Source organism: Pseudomonas sp. 05N36, assembly GCF_056397385.1.
Genome location: NZ_JBFTNH010000007.1, coordinates 67,526 through 89,410 on the forward strand (window position 1 = coordinate 67,526; position 21,885 = coordinate 89,410).

Consider the following 21,885-nt stretch of genomic DNA (forward strand, 5'->3'; position numbering starts at 1 on the left):
GATTAGAGCCTAGCAGCGATTGTCGGTATTTCTTCTGTCGTTGAAGGTTCAAAATGAATGCACTTTCCCGAACCGTTGGAGTCCCAACCAACATACGCACTCAATCAAAGAAGGAGAGTCACCATGGCCATCACCTCGTTGCGTAAAGCGTCATTGCAAAGCATGGAAGCCGAGATCGAGAGTCTGCTCAAGTCGCTGGAAAGCTTGAAGAGTGATACCTCGGACGAGTCGCTGAAAACTCTCAAGGCCCTCAAAAACAACGCCGAGAACGCACTGAAACACTCGCGCCACCTGCTCAGCGATGCGTACGAAGAAGTCAAAGTCAAAACCCGCGAAACCGGAATCGCCACCCGCGATTACGCTCAGGAGCACCCATGGACTACCGCTAGCGTCGCGGTCGGTGCCTTGGGTTTGGTGGCGGCGTATCTGCTGTACAAACGCGGCCATTAAGGCTGGCGCAGTTCGTTTTTCAGCCACTGCGCCAACTGCCGAGCGCGCCCGTCTGCGGCGCGCTTGGGTAGCCACAACGCCAGTTGCGCCGGGGTTTCACTAAAACCCCACGGCGCGACCAGGCGACCGGCCTTCAAGTCCTCGGCCACCAGCGGCTCAGGGGCAATCGCCACGCCCAGCCCGGCCACCGCCGCCTCCAGCAAATAATACAAATGCTCGAAACCCTGCCCGAACTTCAGCGCCTTGGCGTCGAGGTCGTTGCGCTGCGCCCAACTGGGCCAGGCTTGCGGACGTGAAGTGGTGTGCAACAAGGATTGGTTGAGCAGCGCAGCCGCCGGCGCCTGACGCAGGCTGTCGTAACCGGCAAAGCGTGGGCTGAGCACCGGGCCGATGCGCTCGCTGGCCAATTCATAAACCTGCATGTCCGCAGGCCACGGCGGCTCGGCAAACACCAGCAAGGCATCGAGCCCCGGCCGTCGTGGGTCAAGATCGCCTTCACCCGCCGACAGGTGCAAACGCAAGTCCGGCAAGTCGGCATTCAACCGGCCCAGACGTGGAATGAACCAGCGCGCCAGCAAGCTGCCAGAGCAACCGAGCACGAACGGCGCGTCGGCGTGGCCTTGCGTCAGCTCACCGCACACGGTGCGCAAACGCTCGAAGGCCTCGCTGCTGGCATCGCGTAAGCGCACGCCGGCATCTGTGAGTTTCAGGCCGCGCCCATCCTTGACGAACAGGCTCACCCCCAGATGTTCCTCCAGCACTTTCAGCTGTCGACTGACCGCACCGTGAGTCACGTGCAGTTGCTCCGCAGCCTGACTGACGCTGTTCAGGCGGGCAGTGGCCTCGAAGGCGCGCAAGGCGTTCAGCGGGGGAAGGTCATGGCTCATGGGATCTGTGAGTTTTCCTGACAGGTTACGGCGATCTTATCGGTTTTCAGCTTTGGACGTCAGGGGTAGAGTGAACGCCATTGCCATTTCACGAATTCAACTGGAGCGCCCCATGACCCAGACTAATCTGCGCAACGGCCCTGATGCCAACGGCCTGTTTGGCGCGTTCGGCGGCCGCTACGTTGCCGAGACCCTGATGCCGTTGATCCTCGACCTGGCCCGCGAATATGAAGCGGCCAAGGATGATCCGGCGTTCAAAGAAGAACTGGCCTACTTCCAGCGCGACTACGTCGGCCGCCCAAGCCCGCTGTACTTCGCCGAGCGCCTGACCGAATTCTGCGGCGGCGCGAAGATCTACCTCAAGCGCGAAGAGCTGAACCACACCGGCGCGCACAAGATCAACAACTGCATCGGCCAGATCCTGCTGGCGCGGCGCATGGGCAAAAAACGCATCATCGCCGAGACCGGCGCCGGCATGCACGGCGTGGCGACAGCCACCGTGGCCGCGCGCTTTGGCCTCGATTGCGTGATCTACATGGGCACCACCGACATAGAGCGCCAACAGGCCAACGTGTTCCGCATGAAACTGCTGGGCGCCGAAGTGATCCCCGTGGTTGCCGGCACCGGCACCCTGAAAGACGCGATGAACGAAGCCCTGCGTGACTGGGTGACCAACGTCGACAGCACTTTCTACCTGATCGGCACCGTGGCCGGCCCGCACCCTTACCCAGCGATGGTCCGCGACTTCCAGGCGGTGATCGGCAAGGAAACCCGCGAACAACTGCAAGCCAAGGAAGGTCGCCTGCCGGACAGCCTGGTGGCGTGCATTGGCGGTGGTTCCAACGCCATGGGCCTGTTCCACCCGTTCCTCGATGACAAAAGCGTCGAAATCATCGGCGTTGAAGCGGCGGGCCATGGCATCGAAACCGGCAAGCATGCGGCCAGCCTGAACGGCGGCGTACCGGGCGTGCTGCACGGCAACCGGACCTTCCTGCTGCAGGACGACGATGGCCAGATCATCGATGCTCACTCGATCTCCGCCGGCCTCGACTATCCGGGCATCGGTCCGGAACACGCCTGGTTGCATGACATCGGCCGCGTTCAGTACACCTCGGTGACTGACCACGAAGCCTTGGACGCCTTCCACAAATGCTGCCGCCTGGAAGGGATTATTCCTGCACTGGAAAGCGCCCACGCCCTGGCCGAAGTGTTCAAACGCGCACCGACCCTGCCGAAGGATCACCTGATGGTGGTCAACCTGTCAGGCCGTGGCGACAAAGACATGCAGACCGTCATGCACCACATGGAAAACTCTCAGCAGGAGAAACACTGATGAGCCGCCTGCAAACGCGCTTCGCCGAACTCAAAGAACAGAACCGCGCCGCCCTGGTGACCTTCGTCACTGCCGGCGACCCGAGCTATGACACCTCGCTGGCGATCCTCAAAGGTTTGCCAGCGGCGGGCGCCGACGTGATCGAACTGGGCATGCCCTTCACCGATCCGATGGCCGACGGCCCGGCAATCCAGCTCGCCAACATCCGCGCCTTGGGTGCCAAGCAGAACCTGGCAAAAACCCTGCAAATGGTTCGCGAGTTCCGCAAAGACAACAACCACACGCCGCTGGTGCTGATGGGTTACTTCAACCCGATTCATTACTACGGCGTACCGCGCTTCATCAGCGACGCCAAGGAAGCCGGTGTCGATGGCCTGATCGTGGTCGACATGCCGCCAGAACATAACGCCGAGCTGTGCGACCCGGCGCAAGCGGCTGGCATCGACTTCATCCGCCTGACCACGCCGACCACCGACGACGTGCGTCTGCCGACGGTGCTCAATGGCAGTTCCGGTTTTGTGTACTACGTGTCGGTGGCCGGTGTGACCGGTGCTGGCGCAGCGACCCTGGAACACGTCGAAGAAGCCGTGGCCCGCTTGCGTCGCCACACCGACCTGCCGATCAGCATCGGGTTCGGCATCCGCACACCGGAGCAAGCGGCGTCCATCGCCCGTCTGGCAGACGGCGTGGTGGTGGGTTCGGCGCTGATCGACCACATCGCCAACGCGACCACACCCGAGCAGGCCATCGACGGCGTACTCGGCCTGTGCTCGGCACTGTCCGAAGGTGTGCGTAAAGCCCGCGTCAGCTAAGAGTAAAGTTCCTGATACAGAGGAATTAGTGCCCGGCGCCGCAGACTAAATAGCAAGACCCAGGGGTTTGGAACCGAGTTCTAAGCCCCTTTTTTTGCTGTGGATGCTCTGAGGAAGACCCAAATGAAAATGCCCAAACGCTTGATCGCCAGCCTGGGTGTATTGATGCTCAGCGCCACGCCCTTGCTCCACGTAAGCGCCGATGAGCGCGACGATCATGATCGCGGTGGCCCGCGGTATGAGCATCGCGGCGATGATCACCGCGATCACCGCCCTGAATACAGACGGCCACCTCAGGACTTCGGTCCGGTGCGCGAAGTGATCCGCGTCAACCACGGGTATTTCGTCCGCGGTGCACCACCACCGCCAGGCGTTCGCTGGGTCAGAGGCCAACCCTTGCCGCGCGGCTACTACGGCGAACGCCTGGACAGCCGAGCCCTCGAACGCTTGCCGTATTACCCAGGTTACGAATGGCGACGCATGGGCGGTGACATCGTGCTGATCGCCATAGGCACCGGAGTGGTTTATGAGGTGCTGGAGGGTGTGTTGTATTGAGTGTTGATCAGGGTTTTGTGTAACCCGAACCACCGCCATCGCGAGCAGGCTCGCTCCCACAGAGGAACGCATTTCAATGTGGGAGCGAGCCTGCTCGCGATGAGGCCCTGACAGGCAACCCAGCCTGCTTAAAAAATCGACAAATCCAGTGGCCGAACCGCACCCAGCCAGATCGCATGGTCGGTGTGGTCGGCCAGGTCATCGCCGGTGTCCGGGTGCACAAATACCACCAAACCTTTGCGATTAAGCGCCAGCCACGGCAGCACTTCGCCGAGCAGTTCCGGTGCGAAGGCCAGCTGGCAACTCCAGTCCGGGTGCGGGCCGACCAGCCGTTCGTGCACCCGGCCCATCTTCAGCGCAAACAACTGCGCAGCCTGCTCACACAGGGCTCGCGCCTGATCGATGGTGTTCGCGTCAAAGTACACATGGGCGTGATAGCCCTTGATCCGTTGCATAGCGTTCTCGTGTCTCGGGATTCATTCCACCCGCAACGCTACACCGCAATCGATGGCAGCGCCAAACCTGTCAGCGACTCCGCGCTGCTGGCCTGTTCGGTCATCAGCCAGTCGACGAACTGCTGGATCAGCGCACCGCGGCGTTTGCGCTGGGGCAGGACCACGTAATAGCCGAAGCTCGATATCGCCGTCTCGGTAATCGGCCGGCACAACAAGCCTTGCGCCAACAAGTTATCCACAAGGTGCCGCCAACCAATCGCCACGCCCTGGCCGCCAATCGCCGCTTGAATCAACAGCGTGTAGTTGTCGAAACGCAGCTGCCCCGGTGCAGGTGGAGTGGCGATGCCCAAAGTGCGGAACACGCCGCTCCAGTCGAACCAATGGCTGCTGTTTTCACCGCGTAAATGCAGCAGCGGTAATTCCTGCAATGCGTGGGCGGGCAGGGGTATCGCGCGGTCTTTGAGCAGCAGCGGGCTGCACACCGGGAATACTTCCTCACTGAACAGCCAATGGCTTTCGCCCTGCTTGAAACGCCCATCACCAAACAGCACGGCCACGTCGATGTCAGTGCGCAGCATGTTGTGGCTGCGTTCGCTGGTGACCAGGCTGACGTCCACCTGCGGATTGGCTTGGTGGAAGCGGTGCAGACGCGGCATCAGCCAATAGGCGGCGAAGGCGAAGTCGGTGGCCACCTGCAACACCTCATGCTGATGCTGGGCGCTGATCGCGTTCAGCCCGGCGTCGATGCTCTGCAAACCGGCCTGCACCTGTTCGAACAGAATCGCTCCGGCCTCGGTCAGCTCGATGCCTCGGTAGATGCGGTCGAACAACCGCGTGCCGAGTTGCTCCTCCAACCGTTTGAGCTGCTGGCTGACAGCAGGCTGCGTGGTGCCGAGTTCCACCGCCGCAGCGGTGAAGCTGCGGTGACGTGCAGCGGCCTCAAAGGCGCGGAACAGGTCCAGAGACAAATCACCAAGGGCGTCATACATAAGCTGTGCTTATCCTAGTCATTGCCGGGCGTGGGCTTTACCGTGAAGTGCGTGGGCTACATCCTCGATCACAGCACTTTCGCATAACTGCTCACTATGGAATGCCGCGATCTCATGAAGCGCAAGAACATTCTTTTCATCATGGCCGATCAAATGGCCGCGCCCCTGTTGCCGTTCTACGGTTCATCGCCGATCAAGCTGCCCAACCTGAGCCGCCTCGCCGCGCAAGGCGTGGTGTTCGACGCCGCGTATTGCAACAGCCCATTGTGCGCCCCTTCGCGTTTCACCCTGGTCAGCGGCCAGTTACCGAGCAAGATCGGCGCCTACGACAACGCGGCGGATTTTCCGGCGGACGTGCCGACTTATGCCCACTACCTGCGGCGCCTGGGCTACCGCACTGCGTTGTCCGGCAAGATGCACTTCTGTGGCCCGGATCAGTTGCATGGCTACGAAGAGCGCCTGACCAGCGACATCTACCCGGCCGACTACGGCTGGGCAGTGAACTGGGATGAGCCGGACGTACGCCCGAGCTGGTATCACAACATGTCCTCGGTGCTGCAGGCCGGGCCCTGCGTGCGCACCAATCAGCTGGATTTCGACGAAGAGGTGGTGTTCAAGGCCCAGCAGTACCTGTTCGATCACATCCGCGAAGATGGCGACCAGCCGTTTTGCCTGACCGTGTCGATGACTCACCCACACGATCCGTACACCATTCCCAAAGCCTTTTGGGAGCTGTACGACAACCTAGACATCCCGTTGCCGGAAACCCCGGCGCAAACCGATCTCGATCCGCATTCCCAGCGTCTGCTTAAAGTGTACGACCTGTGGGACAAGCCGCTGCCTGTGGATAAGATTCGCGATGCGCGGCGCGCCTATTTCGGTGCGTGCAGCTATATCGACAGCAACGTCGGCAAACTTCTGCAAACCCTCGAGGATACGGGGCTGATCGATGACACCATCATCGTCTTCTCCGGCGACCACGGCGACATGCTCGGCGAGCGTGGGCTCTGGTACAAAATGCACTGGTTCGAAATGGCCGCCCGCGTGCCGCTGCTGGTCAGCGCACCGGGGCAGTTCGCCGCTGGCCGAGTAAGCGCTGCGGTGTCCACCGCCGACTTGCTGCCAACCCTGGTGGAACTGGCCGGCGGCACGTTGGAACCCGGCTTGCCACTGGACGGCCGTTCGCTGGTGCCACACCTGCAAGGGCAGGGCGGACACGACGAAGTGTTTGGTGAATACATGGCCGAAGGCACCATCAGTCCACTGATGATGATCCGCCGTGGCGCGTACAAATTCATCTACAGCGAAGACGATCCGTGCCTGCTCTTCGACGTACACAACGATCCGCACGAACAGGAGGAGCTCAGCCAATCCACGCAACATCGTCAGTTGTTCGACGATTTTCTCGCCGAAGCACGGGAAAAATGGAATATCCCGGAAATCCACCAACAGGTCCTCGCCAGCCAGCGTCGACGACGTTTCGTCGCCCAGGCGCTGACCCTCGGCAAGTTGAAGAGCTGGGACCACCAGCCGCTGGTGGACGCCAGCCAGCAGTACATGCGCAACCACATCGACCTCGATGATCTGGAGCGCAAAGCACGTTATCCACAACCCTGCCAAAACCAATAACGTAAGGGGAAGAACATGCAAAAGTTATCCACAGTACTGACGGCGGGGCTGCTGGCCTTGAGCAGCGTTTCGGCCTACGCCGAGCAAAGTTGCGACACGGTGAAAATGGCGGACCCGGGCTGGAGCGACATCGCCGCGACCAACGCCATCACCGGTTTCCTGCTTGAGGGCATGGGCTACAAGGCCAAGGTCGACACCTTGGCGGTGCCGATCACCTTTGGCGGGCTCAAGGACGGCCAGGTCGATGTGTTCCTGGGTAACTGGATGCCGGCGCAGCAAGGCTTCTACGACAAATTCGTGGCCAACGGCGATGTCACCCAACTGTCGAAGAACCTCGATGGCACCGAGTTCACCCTGGCCGTGCCGGACTACGTGTGGGACGCCGGTGTGCATAACTTTGCCGACCTGAACAAATACGCCGACAAATTCGACAAGAAGATCTACGGCATCGGCTCCGGCGCCCCGGCAAACATCTCGCTGCAGGAGATCATCAAGAAGAACGATTTCGACCTCGGCCAATGGAAGCTGATCGAATCCAGCGAACAGGCAATGCTCGCCGAAGTGTCCCGCGCGGTGAAAAAGCAGAAGTTCGTGACCTTCCTCGGCTGGACCCCGCACCCGATGAACGTGCAGTTGAAAATGCATTACCTGAAGGGCGGCGAGAAATACTTCGGCGACACCGGCAGTGTCCACACCCTGACCCGCAAAGGTTATGCACAGGCCTGCCCGAACGTTGGCAAGCTGCTGACCAACCTGAGCTTCACCCAGGAGATGGAGAACAGCATCATGGCCGAGGTGGTGAACAAGAAGCTCAGCAACGCCGACGCGGCGAAGGCGTGGATCAAGGCCAATCCGGCGGTGCTGGACAAGTGGCTGGATGGCGTGAAGACCGTGGACGGGAAGGACGCGTTGCCAGCCGTAAAGGCCAAACTGTAAGGATCTCTGACCACCCTGTGGCGAGGGAGCTTGCTCCCGCTCGACCGCGCAGCGGTCGCAAAATCGCTCATTGCGTTGTATCTGAAAGAGCGCGATTGCCGGTTTTGGGGCTGCTATGCAGCCCAGCGGGAGCAAGCTCCCTCGCCACAATGCTTTATCCTGACGCCTTTGAATGATTCCGACCGAGAGGCCCCATGGCAATCTCCAGACGCCATAAGCTCTTCCCCTTTCTCAGTTGGCTGCCCCGGCAAACCCGCGCCAGCGTTGGCCGCGACCTTGTCGTTGGCCTCAGCGGGGCGATTCTTGCGTTGCCGCAGTCCATTGCCTACGCCCTGATCGCCGGGTTACCCGCCGAATACGGCTTGTACGCTGCCATCGTCCCGGTGTTGATTGCCTGCCTCTGGGGGTCCTCCTGGCATTTGATCTGTGGCCCGACAGCAGCGATCTCTATCGTTCTTTACGCCAGCATCAGTCCCTTGGCCGTGCCCGGTTCCCAGGACTACATCACGCTGATCCTGCTGCTGACCTTCCTCGCCGGTATTTTCCAGTGGCTGCTGGGCATGTTGCGCTTTGGCGCGCTGGTGAACTTTGTCTCGCACTCGGTGGTGCTGGGTTTCACCCTCGGTGCGGCGGTGGTGATCGCCCTCGGGCAGTTGCCGAACCTGTTGGGGCTGGACCTGCCGAATCAGGCGACGGCGCTGAACAGCCTGGTGTCACTGATCGGCGACATTGGCGCGCTGGATAAACCGTCGCTGGTGCTGGGCCTTGGCACGCTGGCAGTGGGCATTGCGCTGAAACTGCTGCTGCCACGCTGGCCGAGCCTGTTGATCAGCCTGATCTTCAGCGGGCTGCTGGTGTGGCTGTGGCCGTCGATGTTTGGCCATGTGAAGTTGGTCAGCTCGTTCGTGGGCCGGTTGCCGCCGTTCAGCCCATTGCCGCTGGATCTGGACCTGGTGTTGCGCCTGCTGCCCAGTGCGGTGGCAGTCGGCATGCTCGGGCTGGTGACCAGCCTGTCGATTGCCCGCTCCTTGTCGCAACGCTCGCAGCAGTTACTCGATGCGAATCAGGAGGTCCGCGCGCAGGGGCTTTCGAACATCGTCGGCAGCTTTTTCGCAGGCTCGCTATCGGCCGGTTCCTTTACCCGTTCGGGATTGAGTTATGAGGCGGGTGCCTGCTCGCCACTGGCCGGGGTGTTCTCGGCGCTGTGGGTGGCGTTGTTTGCACTGACCGGGGCGACGCTGATAGCGCATATCCCGATTCCAGCGATGGCCGGGAGCATTCTGCTGATTTGCTGGGGATTGGTGGACCATCGCGGCATTCGCGCGTTGTTTCGGGTCAGCCATGCCGAATTCGCGGTGATGGCGCTGACATGCGTCGCCACCTTGCTGCTGGAACTACAAACGGCGATCTACGCCGGGGTGTTGGCCTCGCTGTTTTTCTACCTCAAACGCACCTCGCAACCCCGCGTGCAGCAATGGAGCGAAGGCGATGAAGAGATTCTACGGGTCGGCGGCTCGATCTTCTTCGGTGCCAGCCACTACCTGCAAGTCCGTCTGCAACGCACTCAAGGTTTGAAGGTGGTGATCGAAGGGCAGTACATCAACTTCATCGACTATTCCGGCGTAGAGATGCTGCACCAGGAAGCGCGCCGACTGCTCAGACAAGGCCGCAGCCTGATCCTGCGCCGGGCGCGGGGGCATGTGGTCGAGGAGTTGATAAAGCTCGAAGGAGCGGAGAAATGCCCGATCCGGTTTGAGGATTGAAACACGCAAATACCACGTCGGGCCCAACCCCTGTGGCGAGGGAGCAAGCTCCCTCGCCACAAAAGCCTAGAGCGCCAGCTGGCGGCGGAGTTCGGCCAGCACCGGCGCGGTGTCCGGGCGTACGCCGCGCCACAGGAAGAACGCTTCGGCGGCCTGTTCGGCGAGCATCCCCAAGCCATCCATCGACACCGCGGCGCCGTGTTCGCTGGCCCAGCGGCAGAACGAGGTCGGTTCCTTGCTGTACATCATGTCGTAGCAAACGGTCTTGCCCGGCTCGATCAGGCTGCTGGCAATCGGTGGTACATCGCCTGACAGACTGGCCGACGTCGCATTGATGATCAGGTCCACCGGCTCACGCAGCCAGTCGAAACCACTGGCGGACACCGGACCAAGATCAGCGAACAGTTCGGCCAGCAATTCGGCTTTTTCCAGTGTGCGATTGGCAATGATCACCGACGCCGGCTGCTCGGCCAGCAACGGCTCCAGCGCGCCACGCACCGCACCGCCAGCGCCCAGCAGCAGAATGCGTTTACCGCGCAGGCTGAACCCGGCGTTGACCGTCAAATCCCGCACCAGCCCGGCGCCATCGGTGTTGTCGCCCAACAAGCTGCCATCCGCCAGTTTGCTCAAGGTGTTGACCGCACCTGCTCGCTGCGCCCGTTCCGTCAGGCTGTTGGCCAGACGATAGGCGTCTTCCTTGAACGGCACCGTGACGTTGGCACCACGGCCTTCGCGGAAAAACTCCGTGGCACAACCGGAAAAGTCATCCAGCGGCGCCAGCAAGGTGCTGTAGTCCAGTTTTTGAGCGGTCTGCTCGGCAAACAGGCGATGGATCAACGGCGATTTACTGTGGCCAATCGGGTTACCGAATACGACGTAACGGTCCATCAGGAGTCCTCGTTCAGGCGTTAGCCAACCAATCGCGGTCTTGCAGGAAATACTCGGTCAGGCGCGCTTCTTCGCTACCAGGCTCGGGCTTCCAGTCGTAACCCCAACGCACTTGCGGCGGCAGCGACATGAGAATCGACTCGGTACGCCCGCCCGATTGCAGGCCGAACAGCGTGCCACGGTCGTACACCAGGTTGAATTCGACGTAGCGCCCACGGCGAAACTCCTGGAACTCACGCTGTTTCGCGGTAAAAGCTTGTGCCTTGCGACGCTGGACGATCGGCAGGTAAGCGTCGATGTAAGCATCGCCGATAGCGCGCATGAAGGCGAAGCAGGTGTCGAAGTCCCACTCGTTCAGGTCATCGAAGAACAGACCGCCGATACCCCGAGGCTCGTTGCGATGCTTGATGTGGAAATAGCTGTCGCACCACGCCTTGTAACGGCTGTAGACGTCTGGCCCAAAGGGCTCGCAGGCCTTCGCGGCCACGCGGTGCCAATGCGCGCAGTCTTCTTCATTGCCGTAGTAAGGCGTCAGGTCGAAACCGCCGCCGAACCACCAGACCGGTTCTTCGCCTTCTTTCTCGGCGATGAAAAAGCGCACGTTGGCGTGGGACGTCGGCACATGCGGGTTGTGCGGGTGAATCACCAGCGACACGCCAAGGGCTTCGAAACCGCGCCCGGCCAGTTCCGGCCGATGGGCGCTGGCGGACGGCGGAAGACCGCTGCCAAAGACGTGGGAAAAGTTGACACCGCCCTTCTCGATGACCGCGCCGTTTTCGATCACCCGCGTGCGACCGCCACCACCGGCAGGCCGGGTCCAGGCGTCTTCGACGAAACGAGTGCCACCGTCTTCGGCTTCCAGCGCAGCACAAATGCGGTCTTGCAGGTCGAGCAGGTAGGCTTTTACGGCCTCGGTGCGGGTAGTCATGGCATCACCTTGAATCGGGCAAAGCTACGCGGCGCACGATCAGAACGGCGGCCGGCGCAAATGGGCGCGTAGCATAACACTGCACTCGTGACCGTCGCAGTTGACGAAGATCAAGCTTAGGAGTCCGATAGGGTCCTTCGCCGAAAGACCGACGGCAAACACACCCAAGGAGAGTGCAGATGGCCAAACGTATCCAGTTCCGTGCCCATGGCGGCCCAGAAGTGCTTGAGTATGTGGATTATCAGCCTGCCGAGCCGGGCCCGCAGCAAGTACGCGTCAGCAACAAGGCTATCGGTCTGAATTTCATCGACACCTATTACCGCAGCGGCCTCTACGCGCCGCCCGCCCTGCCATCGGGCCTGGGCGCGGAAGGCGCGGGCGTGGTCGACGCGGTGGGCAGCGACGTCACGCGTTTCAAGGTCGGTGACCGCGTGGCCTACGGCAGTGGCCCACTGGGTGCTTACAGCGAGATGCATGTGTTGCCGCAAGACAATCTGGTGCATCTGCCGGACGCCATCAGTTTCGAACAGGCCGCGGGCGTCATGCTCAAGGGCCTGACCGTGCAGTACCTGTTGCGTCAGACCTACGAACTCAAGGGTGGCGAGACCATCCTGTTTCACGCCGCTGCCGGTGGTGTCGGTTCGCTGGCCTGCCAATGGGCCAAGGCCTTGGGCGTGAAGCTGATCGGTACCGTCAGTTCGCCGGAAAAAGCCGCACTGGCAAAATCCCTCGGAGCCTGGGCAACCATCGACTACAGCAAGGAAAACGTCGTACAGCGTGTGCTGGAACTGACTGATGGCAAAAAGGTGCCGGTGGTCTACGACGGCGTTGGCAAGGACACCTGGCTGACTTCGCTCGACTGCGTGGCGCCACGCGGGCTGGTGGTGAGTTTCGGCAACGCATCGGGTGCGGTGGACGGGGTGAACCTGGGGATTCTCGCGGCGAAGGGCTCGCTGTACGTGACCCGGCCAACCCTGGGGACTTACGCCAACAACGCTGAAAACCTGCAAACCATGGCCGATGAGCTGTTCGGGATGATCATCAGCGGCCAGCTGAAGGTGGACATCAACCAGCGTTATCCACTGGCTGACGCGGCTAAGGCGCAGATTGAGCTGTCGGCGCGGCGTACTACCGGGTCGACGGTGCTTTTGCCTTAAGATTTATGGTGTCTGTCAGGCCCTCATCGCGAGCAGGCTCGCTCCCACAGTAGATCTTTAGTGAACACAAAATTTGTGTACGACATAGGTCCAGTGTGGGAGCGAGCCTGCTCGCGATGGGCTCACCTCGGTCTCAAGCCGGGCGCACCACATTGCCGGTCGCCAGATCGCGAATCAGGCTCGGGTTTTTCCGGCCGCCCAGATTCCCGCCCAGCACCAGATCGATTTGCCCGCGGAAATACTGCTCGACACGAATTCGCGAACGCGCTGCCGGCCGGCCTTGCGGGTTGGCCGAAGTCGACACCAGTGGCCCGACCAACGAACACAAATCCCGCACCAGAGGGTGATCGCTAACCCGCAACGCCACGGTCTCATGCACTCCGGTGATCCATTGCGGCAGCATGTTCTGATGGGGCACCAGCCAGGTGTTCGGCCCCGGCCAGGTGCTGGCCATGCGATCCATCCACAGTTCCGGGAAGTCTTCGAACAGGAAGTCGAACTGGCGAATGTTGTCGGCAATCAGGATCAGGCCCTTTTCCACCGAACGGCCCTTGATCGCCAGCAAGCGATACACCGCCTCTTCGTCCCAAGGGTCGCAACCCAGACCCCAGACAGCTTCGGTTGGGTAAGCAATCACCGCCCCTGCGCGAATAGCTTGTGCGGCTTGTTGCACACGCCAACTGTTGACCATTACCGACTCTCCAAAATAAGGCTGTGCGCAGTTTACCGATCTTTCATGAACCTAGCTTACGCGCGCAAACCAGCGTCCGCCTTCACTCACCGCTCGACCCTCCATTTCAAGCTCTGTCAGCGCCGCCAATACCTTCGGCAACGCCCATCCCGCCGCGTCGGCCAAGGCCTCGCTGGTATGCGGGGCGGCAAACAGCAGACACAGCAACGGATGATCGACGGGCGCCGCAGCGTCTGTGGATAACGGCAGATTCTGCCAGCCACGCAGGCCTTCGAGGATATGTTCGATGGTTTCCACCAATACCGCGCCGTCACGGATCAACTGGTGGCAACCACGGGCCCCGGGGTGATGGATCGATCCTGGAATGGCATACACCTCGCGTCCCTGTTCTGCCGCCAACCGTGCAGTGATCAGCGAGCCGCTGGCGACACTGGCCTCGACCACCAGCACGCCGAGGGATAAACCGCTGATGATCCGATTGCGCCGCGGGAAGTTGCTGGCCTGCGGTCCGGCGTCCAGCGGGAACTCGGAAACCACCGCACTGCCTTGCGCAATCATCGCGTCGGCGATCCGCCGATTGCGCTGTGGATAAAAATTTTCCAGACCGGTGCCGAGCACTCCGACGGTCTGCCCACCGACGTCCAGTGCGGCTTGATGTGCCGCCGCATCGATCCCCAACGCCAGACCGCTGGTGATGACAAATCCGGCACCCGCCAGGCTGCGGGAAAACGCCGCAGCGGTGTCCATTCCCGGCCTCGATGCGCGCCGGCTACCGACCATCGCCAGCTGCGGTTTTTCCAGAATGCCTGGATCACCCGCGACAAACAGCAACGGTGGCGGGTCACTGATTTCTGCCAACAGCGCCGGGTAGCCCGGCTGGTCAAACATCAGTAAATGCTGGCCCTCACGCTCTAGCCAGGCCAATGCGTGGTAGGCGCCGTCACGAATTTCAGGGCTACGTCTGGCCTCGGCACTTGCCGCCGGCAATCCCAAGGCGCGCCAGGCAGAGGCCGGTGCGCTGATGGCTTTTGAGGCCGAGCCGAAGGCTTCGAGCAGCTTTTGAAAACGTCGAGGGCCGAGCTCCGGGAGACGATGCAAACGCAAACGCGCTTCCAGTTCCGCCGGTGAAACCTGCGTAGGTGCAAACAGCGGCATAAGATCATCCTTGATCGTTATTGGTCGTGTTGAATCAGCAACAAGCTGTGGATAAGTCTGTTGGTAACGTGTTGAGTCTTTTACGGATTACGCACCTTGTCCATCACCGCCAGGGAGCGCGAGGCGTTGAGTACCAAGCCATAGCTGAGCTTTTCGTAGGTGCGGAAGATCATCAGCAAACCGGCGCGCTCATCCGGGATTTTCACCTGTTCGCCCGTGACCCGGTCACGCACGGTTTCACCGGTTTTCATCACCACCAGCACGTTGCCTTCGGCCAAGCCGTCGCGCTGGCCCTTGTTCAAAGTGACCACATCGAGCGCACCGATCTGCGTAACACCGCGTGGCACGTCGATGATCAAGCCATGAATATCGGTTTTGGGCGCGCTGGGCATGAAGGTCGAGTTGATCGCCCGCTCTTCGCCGCTGAACAAGCGGTCGCCGAGTCGAACCTCTTGCGTGGTGCGTTGCAAGGCGAGGGTGGCGACATCGCCTTCAGTGGCGATGATCTCGCCGCCGCCGATGTCGTCGGCGTTGATCCCCAGAAACTCTTTGCTTTGCGGGTCGCTGTAGACCTTGCCCTGACGGAAAATGCCGTACACCGACTGCGCCGGGTCGAGCTTGCCGCGTGCGTAGATGCGATCGCCCATGCCGCTGAGTACCCGTTCGGCGTCGCCGGCAACGATATACGGCGCCTTGTTGAAGTCTTCGACGTTGTCGATGATGCGGTTGCTCAACAGGAAACTGTTGATCGAGCGCAGCGGAATACTCGGAATGGCGTCGGCCATCGGCGTGCTGCGCACTTGTGGCGAGAGCTTGATAGTGCCGCGTGAAGCCCCGCGATTGAGGGTCAGGCGCGGTTGCCCGTTGATGTAGACCAGTGACAGCGAATCACCGGGATAAATCAGGTTGGGGTTTTCGATCTGCGGGTTGGCCTGCCAGAGTTCGGGCCATTTCCAGGGTTCGCGGAGGTATTTTCCGGAGATGTCCCAAAGTGTGTCGCCCGCCACTACGGTGTAATGCTGTGGAAAACCTTCCTTGAGTTGCACTTGTCCATGTGCGAAACCGGCCGAGGCCAGAAGCAGCAGGGCGAGTAGTGATTTCCTCATGCGGTGAATCCCTTTATTATGTGCATTCGAGTAGAACGCCAGAGCCCTCGTGGCCCGCTCCCCCTTTCCAATGAAAAGAAGGGAGCTACGTTTTACAACGGTAGCCTGCATCTTCGGACCCGCCAGGCCATCGGCCCAGACTTTACTTCACACGTGCAGCAATTACGCTTATGGCTATTTTGAACATCCTCGAATTTCCTGACCCGCGCCTGCGTACTATCGCCAAACCGGTGGCCGTAGTGGACGACGAAGTGCGGCAGTTGGTCGATGACATGTTTGAAACAATGTATGAAGCACCCGGCATCGGCCTTGCGGCGACCCAGGTCAACGTGCACAAACGCATCGTGGTCATGGACCTTTCCGAAGACCGCAGCGAACCTCGGGTGTTCATCAACCCCGAGTTCGAAGTCCTGACCGACGAAATGGGTCAGTACCAGGAAGGCTGCCTTTCCGTTCCGGGCTTCTACGAAAACGTCGACCGCCCGCAACGCGTGAAGATCAACGCCCTGGACCGTGACGGCAAGCCTTTTGAACTGATCGCCGAAGAGCTGCTGGCGGTGTGCATTCAGCACGAATGCGACCACCTCAACGGTAAATTGTTCGTCGATTACCTGTCCACGCTCAAACGCGACCGGATCAAGAAGAAGCTGGAAAAGCTCCATCGCCAGAACGCTTGATGCCCTTCCAAAGGCTTGCTGCGGCAAGCCTTTTTCTTTTCCGCGTGTTTCCAACCGAGAATTCCCATGACTGAGCCACTGCGCATCGTCTTTGCCGGCACCCCCGAATTTGCYGCCGAACACCTCAAGGCCCTGCTCGACAGCCCCTATGAGATCGTTGCGGTCTACACCCAACCGGATCGCCCGGCGGGTCGTGGGCAAAAGCTGATGCCGAGCCCGGTCAAGCAGTTGGCTCTGGAGCACAACATCCAGGTGCTGCAACCACCAACCCTGCGCAACGCCGAGGCCCAGGCCGAACTGGCTGCACTCAAGCCGGACTTGATGGTCGTCGTGGCCTACGGCCTGATCCTGCCACAAGTGGTACTGGATATTCCGCGCCTGGGCTGCATCAACAGCCACGCCTCGTTGCTGCCACGCTGGCGCGGTGCGGCGCCGATCCAGCGCGCTGTTGAAGCAGGCGACGCTGAAAGCGGCGTGACCGTGATACGCATGGAAGCCGGCCTCGACACCGGGCCGATGCTGCTCAAGGTCACCACGCCGATCAGCGCTGATGACACGGGCGGCAGCCTGCATGACCGTCTCGCCGAGATGGGCCCGCCAGCCGTGGTTCAAGCGATTGCCGGGCTGGCCGCCGGCACGCTGGAAGGCGAGGTGCAGGACGACAGCCTCGCCACCTATGCGCACAAATTGAACAAAGACGAAGCGCGTATCGACTGGAGCCGCCCTGCGGTTGAGTTGGAACGTCTGGTTCGCGCATTCAATCCGTGGCCGATCTGCCACAGCACGCTCAATGGCGAAGCCTTGAAAGTGCTCGCTGCCAGCCTCGCCGAAGGCAAAGGTGCACCGGGCGAGATCCTCGGCGCCAGCAAGGACGGCTTGATCGTCGCCTGCGGTGAACAGGCGCTGTGCCTGACGCGTCTGCAATTGCCCGGTGGCAAGGCGCTGAACTTCAGCGACTTGTTCAACAGCCGTCGTGAGAAATTTGCCGTGGGCACCGTCCTGGGCCAAGCGGTGGACGCCCAATGAACCCGCGTCTGGCCGCCGCCAAGGCCTTGGCCGCCGTCCTTAACGGCAAGGCTTCGCTGAACAGTTCATTGCCGACGCAACTGGACAAGGTCGAAGACCGCGATCGCGGCTTCACCCAGGACCTGGCCTTTGGCACCGCCCGCTGGCAGCCGCGCTTGTCGGCACTGGCTGCCAAGCTGCTGCAAAAGCCTTTCAAAGCCTCTGATGCTGACGTCGAAGCGCTGTTGCTGGTCGGCCTCTATCAGTTGCTGTACACCCGTGTCCCGGCCCACGCCGCCATCGGTGAAACCGTGGGCTGCGCCGACAAGTTGAAAAAACCGTGGGCCAAAGCCCTGCTCAACGCCGTGCTGCGCCGTGCCCAACGTGAAAGCGAAGCACTGCTGGCTGAGCTTGAGCACGATCCGGTGGTGCGCACCGCGCACCCGCGCTGGCTGCAAAAATCCCTCAAGGCGTTCTGGCCTGAACAGTGGGAAGCCATTTGCGCCGCGAACAACGCGCACCCGCCAATGATTTTGCGGGTCAACCGTCGTCATCACACGCGCGATGCCTACCTCGCCTTGCTGAGCGATGCCGGTGTCGCGGCCAAGCCGTGCGCGTTCAGTCGGGACGGCATCGTGCTCGACACGCCGGGCGATGTGCGCCAACTGCCGGGTTTCGTCGAAGGCTGGATCAGCGTGCAAGACGAAGCCGCACAACTGGCGGCGGATCTGCTGGACCTGGCGCCGGGCCAACGGGTGCTCGACGCCTGCTGCGCACCGGGTGGCAAGACCTGCCACATCCTCGAAGTCGAGCCAGAACTGGCCGGCGTGGTGGCCGTGGACCTGGAAGCCAAGCGTCTGGTGCGCGTGCGGGAAAACCTTGAGCGGCTGGGCCTCAGCGCCGAATTGATCGCCGCCGACGGTCGCGACACTCAAGCGTGGTGGGACGGCAAGCCGTTCCAGCGCATCCTGCTCGACGCGCCCTGCTCGGCGACCGGCGTGATTCGCCGGCACCCGGACATCAAACTGACCCGCCAGCCGGATGACATCGCTGCGCTCGCGGTGCTTCAGGGCGAACTGCTCGACGCGATGTGGCCGACCCTCGACGTCGGCGGCATCCTGCTGTACGCCACCTGCTCGACTTTGCCGACCGAAAACACCGAAGTCATCGAAGCGTTCCTCGCCCGAACTCCGGGTGCTCGCGAGTTGGACATCGCCAGCCAGGCCGGCATCAAGCAACCGCATGGCCGCCAGTTGCTGGCGCAAGAGGGCGGTCACGACGGGTTCTACTACGCCAAGCTGATCAAGATTGCCGCCGCACGCGGTTAAGCGGATTTCAAGGGAGTGAGCGGATGAAGATCATCATCCTCGGCGCCGGGCAGGTCGGCGGTACGCTGGCGGAACACTTGGCCAGCGAAGCGAACGACATCACCGTGGTCGACACCGACGGCGAACGCCTGCGCGACCTTGGTGACCGCCTGGACATCCGCACCGTGCAAGGTCGCGGCTCGTTCCCGACGGTGCTGCGCCAGGCTGGTGCCGACGACGCCGACATGCTGGTGGCGGTGACCAACAGCGACGAGACCAACATGGTCGCCTGCCAGGTCGCGCACACCCTGTTCCACACACCGACCAAGATCGCCCGGGTGCGCGAAGCCGCGTACCTGACCCGCGCCGGCCTGTTCGACAACGATGCGATTCCGGTCGACGTGCTGATCAGCCCGGAACAAGTAGTGACCCACTACATCAAGCGCCTGATCGAGCACCCCGGCGCCTTGCAGGTCATCGACTTCGCCGAGGGCAAGGCCCAGTTGGTGGCGGTCAAGGCTTACTACGGCGGACCGCTGGTGGGGCAGCAATTGCGCCAGTTGCGCGAGCACATGCCGAACGTCGACACCCGCGTGGCGGCGATTTTCCGTCGCGACCGACCGATCCTGCCGCAAGGCGATACAGTGATCGAAGCCGACGACGAAGTGTTTTTCATCGCGGCCAAGGCGAATATTCGCGCTGTGATGAGCGAAATGCGCCGGCTCGACGAGAGCTACAAACGCATTGTCATCGCCGGCGGCGGGCAGATCGGCGAACGCTTGGCCGAAGCCATTGAAAGTCGTTACCAGGTGAAGATCATCGAGATGAACCCGGCGCGCTGCCGTTACCTCTCGGACACCCTCGACAGCACCGTGGTGTTGCAGGGCAGCGCCTCGGACCGTGATTTGCTGCTGGAAGAGAACATCGCCGACGCCGATCTGTTCCTGGCGCTGACCAACGACGACGAAGCCAACATCATGTCCTCGCTGCTGGCCAAACGCCTGGGCGCGAAGAAGGTGATGACCATCATCAACAACCCGGCCTATGTCGACCTGATCCAGGGCGGTGATATCGACATCGCCATCAGTCCGCAGCTGGCGACCATTGGCACTTTGCTGGCCCACGTGCGCCGGGGCGATATCGTCAGCGTGCACTCACTGCGTCGCGGTGCGGCAGAAGCCATCGAGGCGATTGCCCATGGTGATGCGAAGTCGAGCAAGGTCATCGGCAAGGCCATAGAAAACATCGTCTTGCCACCAGGGACTACCATTGGTGCGATCATTCGCGACGAAGAAGTGCTGATCGCCCACGATGACACCGTGATCGAAGCCGGTGACCATGTGATTCTGTTCCTTGTGGATAAAAAGCATATTCGCGATGTGGAGAAGCTGTTTCATGTGGGGTTGAGCTTTTTCTGATCCCAAATCCGCATTGGCCGGGCTGGCTCAATCGCGAGCAGGCTCGCTCCCACAGTGGATCCGGTTGTACACAAAATCGGTGTCCACTGAAGATCACATGTGGGAGCGAGCCTGCTCGCGATAGCGGCCCCACTAAAACAGATCAATCCCTGACACTCCTCAACAAGGAATCCACCCGATGATCGAATCCCTGGAAAAAATGCTCGCCAAGGGTGTGGATAACTCGCTGCTGCGCTTCGGTCTGGGCAAGGGTTATCTGGATCTGGGCGAAAATGCCAAGGCGGTCGAGCATTTCAGCCGCTGCGTGGCATTCGATCCGAAGTACTCGGCAGCCTGGAAGTTGTTGGGTAAGGCCCACTTGGCACTGGCTGACCACGCAGCCGCCCGTCAGGCCTGGGAACAGGGCCTGGAAGCTGCCCGCGCGCATGGCGACAAGCAGGCAGAAAAGGAAATGAGCGTGTTTCTGAAGAAGCTTGAGCGGTCAGGAAACTGATCAAAAAACACTCAACTCAAAGGTAACGCAGACCGATGCCATCAGCGTCGACCTGCACCACTTCCATGCGCACTCGCGGCGCACCGCACGGTAACCCCTGCACCTGACCATAGACCACGGCACCCTTGGCCAACGCCGCGAGCGTCGGATGCTTCACGTAGACGCCGCTGGCGGAAAGGTTGCGAGTCTGGCCCAGGCACTCGCCGAAGCTCTCGTGCTGGATCTTGATTCGAAATGACTTACGGTGTTCGGACATCTTCTGCGCCCTTGATTGAACGGTTGTGGATAACCCCAGCCCAAGGTTATCCACAGATCATGCCAACTGGATCAATACCAGCGTGCTTCGCCCGGCGGGCGTTTCTTGAAGCGCTTCATGCTCCACATGTATTGGCTCGGGTAAGCCCGCACGTACTTCTCGACGATCTGGCTCATGGCCGCGCAGGACGTCTCGGTATCGGTGCTGTACATGGCCTCGGGCGCGGCTTCCAGGATCACTTTGTAGCCTGAACCGTCCGGCAGGCGCAGGGCGTGCAGGAAGACGCCGACCGCTTTGCCGCCTGCGAGCATGTTCGGCACGAACTTGCTGGTCAAAGCCTTGGTGGCGAAGAAGGGCACGAAGATCCCGGCGGATTCGGCCGGTTCCGGGTCAGCCGGAATTCCCACTGCACCACCTTTGCGCACTTCCTTGATGACACTGAGGATGCCTTCCTTGGTGGACGCTGCCACGCGGTTGCCCAACTGCACCCGTTGCTTGCGCAGCAATTCATCCACCGCCTTGAGCTTGGGCGGACGGTAGAAAATGATCGGTTTGCACTGGCTGCAATAGAAGTGGTTCAACACTTCCCAGTTGCCCAGGTGGCTGGTGATGCCGACCACGCCTTTGCCGGAAGCCAGCGCGTCCTTGAGCACATCGAGGCCCTCGACTTCACGCACCAGATCGATGGAACGCTGTGCCGGCCAGATCCAGGCGCAGGCGCTTTCGGTCAATGATTTGCCGATGTCCATCAGGCTTTGCCCGACCAGACGCTCACGCTCGGCGGCGTCCATTTCGGGGAAGCACTTGGCGAGGTTGATGCGCACCACATCGCGGGAACGGTTGGGGGTTTTCCACATGACCCAGCCAATCGCCGCGCCTACCGTTTGCACCGCCCGCCACGGGAGCAGGGCAAACAACCGCAGAGCGCCTACCAGCAAGGCGCCTTTAAACTTATCCACAGGTCACTCCTGATCTTCTGAACCGACGTCATGAAC

Annotated in this window: 23 protein-coding genes; 13 read left to right on the forward strand and 10 right to left on the reverse strand. The window is 61.2% G+C overall.

The window, feature by feature from the left end; all coding sequences use genetic code 11:
- Window positions 1-123: 123 nt before the first annotated feature.
- Window positions 124-450 carry an ElaB/YgaM/YqjD family protein gene (locus AC1DIH_RS11740; RefSeq protein WP_103314885.1) on the forward strand — a complete coding sequence of 109 codons (327 nt, stop codon included), beginning with the start codon at window positions 124-126 and terminating at the stop codon, window positions 448-450.
- Here AC1DIH_RS11740 and AC1DIH_RS11745 read toward each other — a convergent pair.
- Complete coding sequence (locus AC1DIH_RS11745) at window positions 447-1,337, reverse strand: LysR family transcriptional regulator (protein WP_477767172.1); 891 nt, start codon at window positions 1,335-1,337, stop codon at window positions 447-449. The two genes, AC1DIH_RS11740 and AC1DIH_RS11745, sit on opposite strands and share 4 nt — an antisense overlap.
- A 112-nt stretch (window positions 1,338-1,449) precedes the next feature.
- Here AC1DIH_RS11745 and trpB point away from each other — a divergent pair, with 112 nt between their 5' ends.
- The 3 genes from trpB to AC1DIH_RS11760 all read left to right on the forward strand — a co-directional run bounded on the left by trpB (window position 1,450) and on the right by AC1DIH_RS11760 (window position 4,037).
- Window positions 1,450-2,670 (forward strand): tryptophan synthase subunit beta, encoded by a 1,221-nt coding sequence (gene trpB / locus AC1DIH_RS11750; RefSeq protein ID WP_477771790.1) that lies wholly within the window; start codon window positions 1,450-1,452, stop codon window positions 2,668-2,670.
- Window positions 2,670-3,482, forward strand: coding sequence for a tryptophan synthase subunit alpha (gene trpA, locus AC1DIH_RS11755; RefSeq protein WP_054594906.1), 813 nt, complete (start codon window positions 2,670-2,672; stop codon window positions 3,480-3,482). The genes trpB and trpA overlap by 1 nt, the downstream gene beginning before the upstream one ends.
- 123 nt (window positions 3,483-3,605) lie before the next feature.
- Window positions 3,606-4,037: an anti-virulence regulator CigR family protein gene (locus AC1DIH_RS11760; protein WP_054594905.1), complete on the forward strand. Its 432-nt coding sequence runs from the start codon at window positions 3,606-3,608 to the stop codon at window positions 4,035-4,037.
- 128 nt (window positions 4,038-4,165) lie between these two features.
- Here AC1DIH_RS11760 and AC1DIH_RS11765 read toward each other — a convergent pair whose 3' ends face one another.
- Together AC1DIH_RS11765 and AC1DIH_RS11770 are read right to left on the reverse strand one after the other, a co-directional pair.
- A complete protein-coding gene (locus AC1DIH_RS11765) occupies window positions 4,166-4,492 on the reverse strand; it encodes a DOPA 4,5-dioxygenase family protein (RefSeq protein ID WP_477771791.1) in 327 nt (108 codons plus the stop codon).
- A gap of 38 nt (window positions 4,493-4,530) precedes the next feature.
- Window positions 4,531-5,481: a choline sulfate utilization transcriptional regulator gene (locus tag AC1DIH_RS11770; protein WP_477771792.1), complete on the reverse strand. Its 951-nt coding sequence runs from the start codon at window positions 5,479-5,481 to the stop codon at window positions 4,531-4,533.
- Window positions 5,482-5,595: 114 nt separating this feature from the next.
- On the opposite strand from AC1DIH_RS11770, the gene betC reads away from it, so the two are divergent.
- From betC to AC1DIH_RS11785, 3 genes are all read left to right on the forward strand, one after another.
- Complete coding sequence (betC, locus tag AC1DIH_RS11775; RefSeq protein WP_477771793.1) at window positions 5,596-7,110, forward strand: choline-sulfatase; 1,515 nt, start codon at window positions 5,596-5,598, stop codon at window positions 7,108-7,110.
- Between the two features lie 15 nt (window positions 7,111-7,125).
- Window positions 7,126-8,046, forward strand: a complete 921-nt coding sequence (choX, locus tag AC1DIH_RS11780) for a choline ABC transporter substrate-binding protein (protein ID WP_054594901.1) — start codon at window positions 7,126-7,128, stop codon at window positions 8,044-8,046.
- Between the two features lie 194 nt (window positions 8,047-8,240).
- On the forward strand, window positions 8,241-9,809 hold the full coding sequence (locus AC1DIH_RS11785; protein WP_477771794.1) for a SulP family inorganic anion transporter: 1,569 nt from the start codon (window positions 8,241-8,243) through the stop codon (window positions 9,807-9,809).
- Window positions 9,810-9,875: 66 nt separating this feature from the next.
- Here the strand turns inward: AC1DIH_RS11785 and aroE are convergent, their stop codons facing one another.
- Together aroE and hemF are read right to left on the reverse strand one after the other, a co-directional pair.
- The gene (gene aroE / locus AC1DIH_RS11790; RefSeq protein ID WP_477771795.1) at window positions 9,876-10,697 is read right to left on the reverse strand and encodes a shikimate dehydrogenase; all 822 of its coding nucleotides are present in this window, start codon (window positions 10,695-10,697) and stop codon (window positions 9,876-9,878) included.
- Window positions 10,698-10,710: 13 nt separating this feature from the next.
- The gene (gene hemF, locus AC1DIH_RS11795) at window positions 10,711-11,625 is read right to left on the reverse strand and encodes an oxygen-dependent coproporphyrinogen oxidase (RefSeq protein WP_477771796.1); all 915 of its coding nucleotides are present in this window, start codon (window positions 11,623-11,625) and stop codon (window positions 10,711-10,713) included.
- A gap of 179 nt (window positions 11,626-11,804) precedes the next feature.
- On the opposite strand from hemF, the gene AC1DIH_RS11800 reads away from it, so the two are divergent.
- On the forward strand, window positions 11,805-12,782 hold the full coding sequence (locus tag AC1DIH_RS11800) for an NADPH:quinone reductase (RefSeq protein WP_054594897.1): 978 nt from the start codon (window positions 11,805-11,807) through the stop codon (window positions 12,780-12,782).
- A 133-nt stretch (window positions 12,783-12,915) separates the two neighbouring features.
- On the opposite strand, the gene tsaC is transcribed toward AC1DIH_RS11800, so the two are convergent.
- From tsaC to AC1DIH_RS11815, 3 genes are all read right to left on the reverse strand, one after another.
- Complete coding sequence (tsaC, locus tag AC1DIH_RS11805) at window positions 12,916-13,473, reverse strand: L-threonylcarbamoyladenylate synthase type 1 TsaC (RefSeq protein WP_477771797.1); 558 nt, start codon at window positions 13,471-13,473, stop codon at window positions 12,916-12,918.
- A 51-nt stretch (window positions 13,474-13,524) separates the two neighbouring features.
- Window positions 13,525-14,628: a DNA-processing protein DprA gene (gene dprA / locus AC1DIH_RS11810; protein ID WP_477771798.1), complete on the reverse strand. Its 1,104-nt coding sequence runs from the start codon at window positions 14,626-14,628 to the stop codon at window positions 13,525-13,527.
- An 80-nt stretch (window positions 14,629-14,708) separates the two neighbouring features.
- Window positions 14,709-15,734, reverse strand: coding sequence for a LysM peptidoglycan-binding domain-containing protein (locus AC1DIH_RS11815; RefSeq protein WP_427531068.1), 1,026 nt, complete (start codon window positions 15,732-15,734; stop codon window positions 14,709-14,711).
- Between the two features lie 170 nt (window positions 15,735-15,904).
- Between AC1DIH_RS11815 and def the strand changes: the two genes are divergently transcribed.
- From def to AC1DIH_RS11840, 5 genes are all read left to right on the forward strand, one after another.
- Window positions 15,905-16,411 carry a peptide deformylase gene (gene def, locus AC1DIH_RS11820; RefSeq protein ID WP_145017680.1) on the forward strand — a complete coding sequence of 169 codons (507 nt, stop codon included), beginning with the start codon at window positions 15,905-15,907 and terminating at the stop codon, window positions 16,409-16,411.
- Window positions 16,412-16,477: 66 nt separating this feature from the next.
- The gene (gene fmt, locus AC1DIH_RS11825; RefSeq protein WP_477771799.1) at window positions 16,478-17,437 is read left to right on the forward strand and encodes a methionyl-tRNA formyltransferase; all 960 of its coding nucleotides are present in this window, start codon (window positions 16,478-16,480) and stop codon (window positions 17,435-17,437) included.
- On the forward strand, window positions 17,434-18,744 hold the full coding sequence (rsmB, locus tag AC1DIH_RS11830; protein WP_477771800.1) for a 16S rRNA (cytosine(967)-C(5))-methyltransferase RsmB: 1,311 nt from the start codon (window positions 17,434-17,436) through the stop codon (window positions 18,742-18,744). Before fmt ends, rsmB begins: the two co-directional genes overlap by 4 nt.
- A 23-nt stretch (window positions 18,745-18,767) precedes the next feature.
- Window positions 18,768-20,141, forward strand: coding sequence for a Trk system potassium transporter TrkA (trkA, locus tag AC1DIH_RS11835; RefSeq protein WP_054594890.1), 1,374 nt, complete (start codon window positions 18,768-18,770; stop codon window positions 20,139-20,141).
- Between the two features lie 178 nt (window positions 20,142-20,319).
- Window positions 20,320-20,634: a tetratricopeptide repeat protein gene (locus tag AC1DIH_RS11840; RefSeq protein WP_477771801.1), complete on the forward strand. Its 315-nt coding sequence runs from the start codon at window positions 20,320-20,322 to the stop codon at window positions 20,632-20,634.
- A 16-nt stretch (window positions 20,635-20,650) separates the two neighbouring features.
- Here AC1DIH_RS11840 and AC1DIH_RS11845 read toward each other — a convergent pair whose 3' ends face one another.
- Window positions 20,651-20,890 carry a PilZ domain-containing protein gene (locus AC1DIH_RS11845; RefSeq protein WP_477771802.1) on the reverse strand — a complete coding sequence of 80 codons (240 nt, stop codon included), beginning with the start codon at window positions 20,888-20,890 and terminating at the stop codon, window positions 20,651-20,653.
- A 71-nt stretch (window positions 20,891-20,961) separates the two neighbouring features.
- Complete coding sequence (locus tag AC1DIH_RS11850) at window positions 20,962-21,849, reverse strand: lysophospholipid acyltransferase (RefSeq protein ID WP_427542223.1); 888 nt, start codon at window positions 21,847-21,849, stop codon at window positions 20,962-20,964.
- Between the last annotated feature and the right edge of the window lie 36 nt (window positions 21,850-21,885).

Bases quoted from the DNA above. Each gene is read 5' to 3' on its own strand.
- AC1DIH_RS11740 (WP_103314885.1), top strand. From the start codon at position 124: ATGGCCATCACCTCGTTGCGTAAAGCGTCATTGCAAAGCATGGAAGCC.
- AC1DIH_RS11745 (WP_477767172.1), bottom strand. From the start codon at position 1,337: ATGAGCCATGACCTTCCCCCGCTGAACGCCTTGCGCGCCTTCGAGGCC.
- trpB (WP_477771790.1), top strand. From the start codon at position 1,450: ATGACCCAGACTAATCTGCGCAACGGCCCTGATGCCAACGGCCTGTTT.
- trpA (WP_054594906.1), top strand. From the start codon at position 2,670: ATGAGCCGCCTGCAAACGCGCTTCGCCGAACTCAAAGAACAGAACCGC.
- AC1DIH_RS11760 (WP_054594905.1), top strand. From the start codon at position 3,606: ATGAAAATGCCCAAACGCTTGATCGCCAGCCTGGGTGTATTGATGCTC.
- AC1DIH_RS11765 (WP_477771791.1), bottom strand. From the start codon at position 4,492: ATGCAACGGATCAAGGGCTATCACGCCCATGTGTACTTTGACGCGAAC.
- AC1DIH_RS11770 (WP_477771792.1), bottom strand. From the start codon at position 5,481: ATGTATGACGCCCTTGGTGATTTGTCTCTGGACCTGTTCCGCGCCTTT.
- betC (WP_477771793.1), top strand. From the start codon at position 5,596: ATGAAGCGCAAGAACATTCTTTTCATCATGGCCGATCAAATGGCCGCG.
- choX (WP_054594901.1), top strand. From the start codon at position 7,126: ATGCAAAAGTTATCCACAGTACTGACGGCGGGGCTGCTGGCCTTGAGC.
- AC1DIH_RS11785 (WP_477771794.1), top strand. From the start codon at position 8,241: ATGGCAATCTCCAGACGCCATAAGCTCTTCCCCTTTCTCAGTTGGCTG.
- aroE (WP_477771795.1), bottom strand. From the start codon at position 10,697: ATGGACCGTTACGTCGTATTCGGTAACCCGATTGGCCACAGTAAATCG.
- hemF (WP_477771796.1), bottom strand. From the start codon at position 11,625: ATGACTACCCGCACCGAGGCCGTAAAAGCCTACCTGCTCGACCTGCAA.
- AC1DIH_RS11800 (WP_054594897.1), top strand. From the start codon at position 11,805: ATGGCCAAACGTATCCAGTTCCGTGCCCATGGCGGCCCAGAAGTGCTT.
- tsaC (WP_477771797.1), bottom strand. From the start codon at position 13,473: ATGGTCAACAGTTGGCGTGTGCAACAAGCCGCACAAGCTATTCGCGCA.
- dprA (WP_477771798.1), bottom strand. From the start codon at position 14,628: ATGCCGCTGTTTGCACCTACGCAGGTTTCACCGGCGGAACTGGAAGCG.
- AC1DIH_RS11815 (WP_427531068.1), bottom strand. From the start codon at position 15,734: ATGAGGAAATCACTACTCGCCCTGCTGCTTCTGGCCTCGGCCGGTTTC.
- def (WP_145017680.1), top strand. From the start codon at position 15,905: ATGGCTATTTTGAACATCCTCGAATTTCCTGACCCGCGCCTGCGTACT.
- rsmB (WP_477771800.1), top strand. From the start codon at position 17,434: ATGAACCCGCGTCTGGCCGCCGCCAAGGCCTTGGCCGCCGTCCTTAAC.
- trkA (WP_054594890.1), top strand. From the start codon at position 18,768: ATGAAGATCATCATCCTCGGCGCCGGGCAGGTCGGCGGTACGCTGGCG.
- AC1DIH_RS11840 (WP_477771801.1), top strand. From the start codon at position 20,320: ATGATCGAATCCCTGGAAAAAATGCTCGCCAAGGGTGTGGATAACTCG.
- AC1DIH_RS11845 (WP_477771802.1), bottom strand. From the start codon at position 20,890: ATGTCCGAACACCGTAAGTCATTTCGAATCAAGATCCAGCACGAGAGC.